The organism is Mesorhizobium sp. M4A.F.Ca.ET.022.05.2.1 (assembly GCF_003998845.1).
In the GTDB taxonomy this organism is placed as follows: Bacteria; Pseudomonadota; Alphaproteobacteria; order Rhizobiales; family Rhizobiaceae; genus Mesorhizobium.
This window is the reverse complement of sequence record NZ_RZOJ01000298.1, coordinates 1-7,399: the sequence shown is the minus strand read 5'-3', so window position 1 is coordinate 7,399 and position 7,399 is coordinate 1. Positions and strand designations below refer to the sequence as shown.

9 protein-coding genes and 1 pseudogene are annotated in these 7,399 nt (G+C 66.1%); 2 read left to right on the top strand and 8 right to left on the bottom strand.

The window, feature by feature from the left end; genetic code table 11:
- Positions 1-833: DUF2339 domain-containing protein (locus EN745_RS25235; RefSeq protein ID WP_145992125.1), on the bottom strand; the 833-nt coding region annotated here is incomplete at its 3' end.
- Positions 834-1,087: 254 nt separating this feature from the next.
- Between EN745_RS25235 and EN745_RS25230 the strand changes: the two genes are divergently transcribed.
- Positions 1,088-1,552 carry an NUDIX domain-containing protein gene (locus EN745_RS25230; RefSeq protein ID WP_126055711.1) on the top strand — a complete coding sequence of 155 codons (465 nt, stop codon included), beginning with the start codon at positions 1,088-1,090 and terminating at the stop codon, positions 1,550-1,552.
- 9 nt (positions 1,553-1,561) lie between these two features.
- Here EN745_RS25230 and recO read toward each other — a convergent pair whose 3' ends face one another.
- Positions 1,562-2,311 carry a DNA repair protein RecO gene (recO, locus tag EN745_RS25225; RefSeq protein ID WP_126059164.1) on the bottom strand — a complete coding sequence of 250 codons (750 nt, stop codon included), beginning with the start codon at positions 2,309-2,311 and terminating at the stop codon, positions 1,562-1,564.
- 231 nt (positions 2,312-2,542) lie between these two features.
- On the opposite strand from recO, the gene EN745_RS25220 reads away from it, so the two are divergent.
- Positions 2,543-3,343, top strand: coding sequence for a type II CAAX endopeptidase family protein (locus EN745_RS25220; protein WP_127422521.1), 801 nt, complete (start codon positions 2,543-2,545; stop codon positions 3,341-3,343).
- A 52-nt stretch (positions 3,344-3,395) separates the two neighbouring features.
- Here the strand turns inward: EN745_RS25220 and era are convergent, their stop codons facing one another.
- The 6 genes and pseudogenes from era to EN745_RS25190 form a co-directional block, all read right to left on the bottom strand.
- Complete coding sequence (era, locus tag EN745_RS25215) at positions 3,396-4,322, bottom strand: GTPase Era (RefSeq protein ID WP_126055713.1); 927 nt, start codon at positions 4,320-4,322, stop codon at positions 3,396-3,398.
- Positions 4,319-5,047, bottom strand: a complete 729-nt coding sequence (gene rnc, locus EN745_RS25210; protein WP_127422520.1) for a ribonuclease III — start codon at positions 5,045-5,047, stop codon at positions 4,319-4,321. Before rnc ends, era begins: the two co-directional genes overlap by 4 nt.
- 3 nt (positions 5,048-5,050) lie before the next feature.
- Positions 5,051-5,800, bottom strand: a complete 750-nt coding sequence (gene lepB, locus EN745_RS25205; protein ID WP_126055715.1) for a signal peptidase I — start codon at positions 5,798-5,800, stop codon at positions 5,051-5,053.
- A 76-nt stretch (positions 5,801-5,876) separates the two neighbouring features.
- On the bottom strand, positions 5,877-6,290 hold the full coding sequence (gene acpS, locus EN745_RS25200) for a holo-ACP synthase (protein WP_126055716.1): 414 nt from the start codon (positions 6,288-6,290) through the stop codon (positions 5,877-5,879).
- Positions 6,287-6,880 carry a DUF2062 domain-containing protein gene (locus EN745_RS25195; protein WP_126055717.1) on the bottom strand — a complete coding sequence of 198 codons (594 nt, stop codon included), beginning with the start codon at positions 6,878-6,880 and terminating at the stop codon, positions 6,287-6,289. The genes acpS and EN745_RS25195 overlap by 4 nt, the downstream gene beginning before the upstream one ends.
- A gap of 308 nt (positions 6,881-7,188) precedes the next feature.
- Positions 7,189-7,399 (bottom strand): annotated as a pseudogene (locus EN745_RS25190) (orotate phosphoribosyltransferase); the annotation flags it as partial.

Genomic DNA, 7,399 nt, shown 5'->3' with positions numbered 1-7,399 from the left:
CAGGGATTGGGCGCCTGAGAGGAGACGAGCGCCGGCGTCGCCATGGCGCCGATCAGGCCGATGCCGGCCAGCGCCAGGCCATGGACCAGCGATGCGGAGATAGTGGCGACGCCGATGGCGCCAAGAAGCGTGAAGGCCAATGCCGGACCGATGAAGCCGTAAATGCCATGCGCGGCATAGATGGTGCCGAACAGGATGAAGGCGCCGGCCGCCGTCAGGATCGCCGGGATATAAGCGCCGGCGGCACCCTGCACTGGCACCTTGAAGCCGGTGCGGCGGATGAATTCGCCACCGCCGACCAGCACCAGGCCGAGAATGCCGGCCATGGTGAGGCGCACGCCGGGGCCGAAAATGCCGGCTTCGATGGTATAGCGGATCAGGAACAGGCCGCCGAGCGCCAGCGCGATGCCGCCGACCCAGACCGCCCAGCGGGTGCCGAGCGCGGTCTCGACGTCGGTCTGCCGCGCGGCCTTCGCCGGTTGTGCGGCCTCGGCGGGGCCTGCCGCAGGTTCCGCCGCTGTCGGCGCCTCGTTCTTGGCCCAGGGTCCGGAAACGACCTCGCCCACGGCAGCGGCGGCCTGCGCCGCCGGCGCTTCGGCGGGCACACCATCCGCCACAGGAGGAGACGCGACTTCGGCCGTGACCGCCTCGGCCGGCTTGCCGTCGGCTTGCGGCTGTTCGGCCAGCCTGGCGGCCGGCGGCACGGCGCCCGACAGCACAAGGCTGCGCAGTGCGCCAAGCTCGCGCTCGATCAGGCCGATGCGGCTCTGCTGGCGCGAGATGATGACGAAAAGGGCGATGATGGCGGCAAGGCCGATCAGGCTTTCAAACATGGCGGTTCCCCCAAACCAGGCCGGTTGTCACTGACAATTGCGGCGGCCAGACGGCCGGTTCCTCCAGGCAAACGCGCCGCCGGATCGGCGACAGCAAAGATCGAGCATGTTTCAGGACCAAATGCCAGCAGCTTGCTGCCTTTATCCAATGCCGCGGTGTCAAGGCGGCCAGGAATAAGCCTGCAAAGCGAGCTTGCGTGGCACGTGCCGCAAGTACTCATGCTAGTGTCGGCCAGACTTGATGAGGATGACCAATGCCGCAGCGAAGCGCGGGCCTGCTGATCTACAGGCGCACCGGCGGGGTTTTCGAATTTCTGCTTGTCCATCCCGGCGGACCGTTCTGGGCAAGAAAGGATGAAGGGGCGTGGTCGATCCCGAAGGGGCTGGTCGACGAGAGCGAGGATGAACTCGCAGCCGCGCGACGTGAGGCCGTGGAGGAACTCGGCATCGCGATCGATGGACATTTCGAGCCGGTCGGCAGCTATCGGCAGCCGGGCGGCAAGATCGTGACGGCATGGAGCGTGGAATCGGACGTCGATGCGGACGCCGTCAGAAGCAACAAGTTCACCATGGAGTGGCCGCCGAAGTCGGGCTCCCTGAAAGAATTCCCCGAAGTGGACAAGGCCGGGTGGTTTTCGTTGCCGGAGGCCGGGCTCAAGATCCTGAAAGGCCAGCGCGCCATGCTCGACGATTTCATGCAGCGGCAAAACGCCGGCTAGGCGCAAGCGCTACTCTCCGGCGATCGCCTTGCCGGCCGCATGATGCCGTCTGAGCGCGGTGAGGAAACCGGCGCGGGCGTCGGGCGGATCGAGGCCGCGCGGCTCGTAGACATGGCGGGTGAAGAAGAAGCCGGTCAGCCGGAAGGCGTCCTCCAGCGCCGCCTGGTCGGCGCGGGGGCCCGAGCGCTGCAGGAAGGCCGGCAGCGCCAGCATCTTGTCGTGCCAGGGGGCACCCGCCGCGCGGGAGACGGCGCGGCCGGATTTCGGCGAGACATAGGCGAGGTCCTGCCTGGAGCCGGTCGCCGCGCACTGGCTGAGGTCGAGGCCGAAGCCGAGCTCGTCGAGGATCAGCAGCTCGAAGCGCGCCACCAGCTCGCCCGCCGCGTCGGCATCGTCGAGATGGGCGATCATGACGGCAAGCGTCTCGTAAAGCGCGCCGTGGGCGTCGCGCTCGGGCAGCAGGCGCAGATGCGCCGCCATGGTCTGCAGGCCGTAGACGGCGATGGCGCTGTCCATCAGGCGAGCGGCGTTCATCTCGATCGCCTCGGCCTGGAAGGTGCCGAGATGCTCGTCGAGGCGGGCCCGCCACAGGAGATCGACGCGATTGCCCGGCTGCAGCACCGGCTGCTGCTTGCGCGAGCGGCCGCCGCGCACGAGGCCGAGATGGCGGCCATGGGCGCGCGTCATTACCTCGAGGATGGCGCTGGTTTCGCCATGCCTACGGGTGCCGAGAATGATTCCCTCGTCGCGCCATTCCATGCGGGGGAGCATTTCACCGATCGGCCGACGAAATCAAGGTTGGGCCGGGCGTGGCGCCGGGACTGTTGCCAATCGTAAATATCGGAAATTTCTCAGAAACCGATCGGGATTTTCCCCCGCGCCGGCGCCAAATGCGGGCATGTCGATCGGCGCGGCCGGTCCCAATCCTGTGGTCGACCCATCGGGCAAGCCGACCTCTCATTGCCAATCCGCCCGATGAGAGGACCTGCCGTGACTTCCTTCCCGAGCCTGGTGCGGGGGCATCAGCTGACCGCCTTCTTTTCGCTGGCGCTCGGCCTGACCTGGCTGACGTTCATCCCCTTCTGGCTCTCCGGCGGCGAGAGCATTCCCTGGTTCACCTTCGGCCCGATGGTCGCCGGGTTCATCGTCGCCGCGCTTGCCGGCGGCTGGGCTTCGGTCAAGCCCGTCCTCGCCTCCATGGTGAAGTGGCGGGTTCGCACCTTCTGGTATCTGGTCGCGTTCGGACTGCCGTTTGGCGCGCAGCTCGTCTCGATCCTGATCAATCAGCTGTTCGTTGCCGCAGCCCCTGCCTGGGGCAACATTCCGGCCTTCTCCGAGATGCTGCCGATCATCGGCCTCTATGCGATCTTCAGCGGCCCGCTCGGCGAGGAGCCCGGCTGGCGCGGCGTTGCCACGCCACGTCTGCTCGCCGGCCATTCCGCTCTTGCCGGCAGCCTGATCCTCGGCGTGATCTGGGCCATCTGGCACTTCCCGCTCGGCCTGGTCGGCGACCTCAGCCTCTACGGCACGATCAACGTCGTGCTGGCCGGGATCGTCTTCACCTGGCTTTACCAGAACACCGGCAGCGTGCTTCTCGCCTTCCTGATGCATGTCACGCACCAGAACAGCGTGCGCTTCCTCGGCAAGGTGTTCGTTGATGGCGACTACGTGCAGCAGCAGTGGATCGGCGTGGCGATCTGGGCGGTCATCGCGGTGGCGATCGTCGCCTATTACGGCACCGAGAGCTTCGTGCGCCGACCCCAGGCACAGCTTTCCGTCGCCGCTGCCTGAGGCAGATAAGCAAACAAGCGCGGCGCCCCTCCCCGGGGTGCCGCGTTTTGCTTCAGTGCGGAAACTCCAGTCCCATCTCTCGGTAGCGCTCGGGGTCGTCGCCCCAGTTCTCGCGCACCTTGACGAACAGGAAGAGGTGCACCTTCTGCTCGAGTATGGCTGCGATCTCCATGCGCGCCGCCTGGCCGATGGCGCGGATGGTCTCGCCCTTGTGGCCGAGCACGATCTTCTTCTGGCTGTCGCGCTCGACATAGATGACCTGCTCGATGCGCACCGAGCCGTCCTTCTTCTCCTCCCATTTCTCGGTCTCGATGTGGGAGGAATAGGGGAGTTCCTGGTGCAGTCGCAGGTAAAGCTTCTCGCGGGTGATCTCGGCCGCGAGCTGGCGCATCGGCAGGTCGGAGATCTGGTCTTCCGGATAGTACCAGGGGCCAGCCGGCAAGGTTTCCGCGAGATAGTCCAGCAAGTCCTTGCAGCCGGAGCCGGTCAACGCGGAAACCATGAAAGTTCGCTTGAACGGCACGCGCTCATTCGCCGTCGCCGCAAGTGCCAAAAGCGTCTCCGGCTTGACACGGTCGACCTTGTTGAGGACCAGAAGCATCGGCTGCCGCACGTCCTTCAGCCGGTCGAGGATGGCGTCCGCGTCGCCCCTGATGCCGCGCTCGGCATCGATCAGAAGCACGACGATATCGGCGTCCTTGGCACCGCCCCAGGCGGTCGTCACCATCGCCGTGTCAAGCCGTCGCTTCGGCTTGAAGATGCCGGGCGTGTCGACGAAGACGATCTGGGCGTTCGCATGCGTGGCGATGCCGCGCACGATGGCGCGGGTGGTCTGCACCTTATGGGTGACGATAGACACCTTGGCGCCGACCAGTTGGTTGACCAGCGTCGACTTGCCGGCATTGGGGGCGCCGATCAGTGCAACGAAGCCGGAGTGCGTCGCGGGGGCCTCGCCCGCCGGGGCCGCGTGTTCGCTCATGCCGCGCTTCCTTCATTCAGCCAGACACCCTCGCGCATCAGCAGCGCCGCAGCCGCCGCCTGCTCGGCCTCGCGCTTGGAGCGGCCGCTGCCGATGGCCGGAGCGAACTGGCCGACCTTGACGCTGACGGTGAACAGCGGATCGTGGTCCGGCCCCTCGCGGCCGTCGATGCGATAGGCCGGCGCGGCGCCCGCTGCTGCCTGGTGCGCCCATTCCTGCAACTCGGTCTTGGCGTCGCGACGGGCAGCGCCGATGGCCTGCGAGCGCGGCTGCCAGTAGCGGTGGATGAAGGCGCGGGCCGCATCCAGGCCGCCGTCGAGATAGAGCACGGCGATCAGCGATTCCAGCGCGTCGGCGCGCAGGTTGACGCGCTTGCGTCCATCGAGACCGCGCACGTCCGAGCCGGCGCGGATCAGGTCCGGCAGGCCGATCTCCTCGGCGATCTCGGACAGCGCCTCTGCATTGACCAGGGCGTTCAGCCGCAGCGACAGCTCGCCCTCGGCCGCATTCGGGAATGCCGCGAGCAGCATGTCGGCCACGACGAGGCCAAGCACGCGGTCGCCGAGGAATTCGAAGCGCTCATAGTCGACGCCGGCATGGCTCGAACGGGCGCTGGCATGGGTCAGCGCCCGCTGCAGCCGCTGGCGGTCGGCAAAGGCATGGCCGGTGCGCTGCATGAGCGCTTCGGCGAGCGCGTCGGCAGTGAGCCGCTTGGTTGACGCCATCACCTAGCTGACGAAATGGAACATGCGCGCGGCGCGCATCAGCGACGGCCACTTCCAGATCTCTAGCGGGCTGGCGCCGCCGGCGATCGAGAAGAAGACGATGTTGGCTCGGCCAACAAGGTTCTCGGCCGGCACGAAGCCGACGGTGAAGCGGCTGTCGGAGGAATTGTCGCGGTTGTCGCCCATCATGAAATAGTGGCCGGGAGGCACGTCGAACTCGCGCGTGTTGTCGCCGATCGAATTCGGATTGATGTCGAGCGTGTCATAGCTGACCCCGTTGGGCAGGGTCTCGCGATAGACATCGATCGGCTGAGGCTCTTCGGTGATGTCCGGATTGTCGATCTGGCCAGTCTTCACGCGCGGCACGCCGACACCGTTGATGAAGACCTGGCCGTCCTTGACCTGGATCTTGTCGCCGGGCAGGCCGACGACGCGCTTGATGTAGTCGATGGACGGGTCCGGCGGGAACTTGAACACCACCACGTCGCCGCGCTTCGGCTCGGAACTCCAGACGCGGCCGGAAAAGATGTCGGGACCGAAGGGCAGCGAATAGCGCGAATAGCCATAGGACCATTTGGTGACGAAGAGATAGTCGCCTTCGAGCAAGGTCGGGCGCATCGATCCGGATGGGATCGAGAAGGGCTGGAACAGGAAGGTGCGGATGACCAGCGCGAGCAGCAGCGCCTGAATGATGACGCTGACGGTTTCGCCAAGCCCGCCGGATTTCTTCTCGGATTTTTCAGCCACGCTCATGTCGTCCTCGATTGTGCGTTGGTTGGTATAGAGTCTCGGCGCGCGCTGGGCAACGTCAGCCGGAGGTCAGAAGCAATCAATGTGGCGCTTCTTCGGCGGGCAACGCCTCGATGATCACAAAGGCTTGAGCGAGCGGGAAATCGTCGGTGATGGTGAGATGGATCGCCGCCCTATGTCCCTTCGGCAGAATCTTGTCCAACTGCGCCGCCGCCCCGCCGGTCAAGGCCATGGTCGGCTTGCCGCCGGGCAGGTTGACGACGCCCATGTCGCGCCAGAAGACGCCATGCGCCATGCCGGTGCCCAGCGCCTTGGCGCAGGCCTCCTTGGCGGCGAAGCGCTTGGCATAGGAGGCCGCGCGGGCGGCCCGGTTCTCCGACCGGGCCTGCTCGACCTCGGTGTAGATACGCTGGATGAAGCGCTGGCCGTGCCGCTCCAACGACTTCTCGATGCGTCTGATGTCGATCAGGTCGCTGCCGATGCCGATGATCATTCCGCGGGGACTTCCCGTCCGCCATGTCCATGTTGCGTGGCCTTGCGCGCCCTCTCGGCCATGCGCTTCTTGCGTCGCTCGCGAAAGACGGTCATGCCCCATCGGGTGATGCCGTAGAAGAACAGGCCGAAGACGAGGCCGAGCGGTACCGCGCCGATCAGCATCGGCTCCAGCACCGGATGCCACAATTTCGCGAACGAAAGCGTGTGCATCATTTCCCCAAGGTGCTCAGGCGGCCCATGCTTGGGCAGTCGCTCATGCAGGATGAGCTTGCCGGTTTCCCAGGATGCGCCCCAGAGCAGCGGAAAGGTCAAAGGATTGCCGAAGAACACCGCGCCGAGCGCCGCCGCCACCAGATTGCCGGCAATCACCCAGCACAACACCGCTGCGATGACGAAGTGGAAGCCGAGCGGGAAAAACGAGGCGAAAACGCCGGCCGCGACGCCGGCGGCGACGGCATGCGGAGTGGCCTTCAGCCTCAGGATGCGCTTCGAGAAATACTGCACCGAGCGTGAGAACGAGCGGCGCGGCCAAAGATAGGTACGCACCCGCTCGAAAAGGCCGTCAGGCTTGCGGCGTCGAAAAAGCACTCTGTTCCGGTTCCTAGTACCCAACACCAGCTGTTCCGGCGACCTGAGCCGGCAGGCGATAGCCATATCTTGCGCTTCGAGGCCGCCCGAAGGCAACAGCGACTTTGATATAGCGACACGCCGGCCGAAGGACAACGTCCGGGCCCGCGTCTCGCCGCCCGAGCATATTAGAAACACGGCGGATTTGTGGAGACGGCGCCTTTATCCCGCCAACTCAAGCCCTTCAGCGCGGCGCCGCGGTCAGCGGGCGTCGCTGCCGAGGAGATTCAGGCAACGCGCTCAAGCGCTTGTTTTCACGCATGGCGGCATCAGATGTTGCGGCTGCCGGGCTTGACGGCCGGGATGGCGGCCAGTTCGGGCGGCAAGCGATCGGCCGGATAGGCCGGAACCTCGTATTCGGCGAGCGCGACCAGTGGCACGCCGACATCGGTCTTGCCGGCCGAACGGTCGATGATGCAGGCGGCCGCCGCCACCTCGGCGCCGAGCTCGCGCAGGCACTCGATGGTCTCGCGGATGGAG